This is a genomic window from Brevundimonas sp. SPF441 (assembly GCF_009661015.1).
Lineage (GTDB): Bacteria > Pseudomonadota > Alphaproteobacteria > Caulobacterales > Caulobacteraceae > Brevundimonas > Brevundimonas vesicularis.
The window spans coordinates 1-1,321 of sequence record NZ_WJWX01000054.1 but is presented as its reverse complement, the minus strand read 5'-3'; the positions used below and the strand labels follow the sequence as shown (position 1 = coordinate 1,321).

Here is a 1,321-nt window from a genome sequence, read left to right as displayed (position 1 = left end):
CTTGTGGATCGGCGACGGGGCCGCCGCGACCTGGCTGGTCTCGAAGCGGCCGACCAGTTCGGCCAGTTCGGCGGCTTCGCGGCTCAGGCTCAGGCTGGCGGCGGTCGACTGCTCGACCATGGCCGCGTTCTGTTGAGTGACCTGATCCATCTGGTTCACGGCGGTGTTGACCTCGGCCAGACCCACCGCCTGCTCCTGAGTCGAGGCGCGGATTTCGCTCATCAGGGTCGTGATCTCTTCGATCCGCTCCGCAATGCCGGTCAGGGCCTCGCCCGACTGACGCACCAGAACCACCCCGTCCTTCACCTGGTTGGAACTGGCCGAGATCAGCGTCTTGATCTCCTTGGCCGATTCCGCCGAACGCTGGGCCAGGGCGCGCACTTCGGACGCGACGACGGCGAAGCCACGACCGGCCTCGCCCGCACGGGCGGCCTCGACCCCGGCGTTCAGGGCCAGGAGATTGGTCTGGAAGGCGATCTCGTCGATCACGCCGATGATCTGGCTGATCTCGTTGGATGAGCGTTCGATCTCGCCCATGGCAGCGACAGCCTTCTGGACGACCGCGCCGCCGGTCTCGGCCTGGCTGCGCCCCTGGGTGACGACAGTGTCGGCCGCTTGGGCGTTCTCGGCGGTCTTGCGGACCGTGGCGGTGATCTGATCCAGCGCGGCGGCGGTTTCCTCCAGGCTGGCGGCCTGTTGTTCGGTGCGACGCGACAGGTCTTCGGCGGCGCTGCTGATCTCATGCGCGCCGGACTGCATCGACCCGGCGTTGACGCCGATCACGCCAACGGCCTCGTCCAGCGCCGCCATCGCCTGATTGAAGTTTTCGCGCAACACGGCGTAGTCGCCGGGGAAGTTGTCTTGGATACGATAAGAGAGGTCGCCTGCGGCCATCGCCGAAAGGCCCTTGGCCGTGCCCGCGACGACGGCGGCCTGGACCTGGGCGGCCTCCCGCTCGACTTCAGCGCGACGTTCGCGTTCTTCCTCAACGGCGGTCACGTCCATGGCGAACTTGACGACCTTGTAGGGGCGGCCTTCCTTATCAAGGATGGGATTGTAGCTCGCTTCAATCACGACGCGCTTGCCGCCCTTGCCATAGCGGACGAACTTGTCGGCGACGAACTCGCCGGCGTTCAATCGACGCCAGAACTCGACATAGGCAGGCGTCTGCGCCTCTGCTGGATCGACAAACATCCGGTGATGGCGTCCGAAGATCTCGCCGAGTTCATAGCCGATGACCGAGAGGAAGTTTCGGTTGGCGTCCCGGACGGTTCCGTCGAGGTCGAACTGGATCACAGCTTGCGAGCGATCAACAGCCGCC

Annotated in this window: 1 protein-coding gene; it reads right to left on the bottom strand. The window is 65.6% G+C overall.

The window, feature by feature from the left end:
• Positions 1-1,321, bottom strand: a 1,321-nt coding sequence (locus GGC30_RS16150; RefSeq protein WP_153926144.1) for a methyl-accepting chemotaxis protein, incomplete at both ends; no start/stop codon positions are given.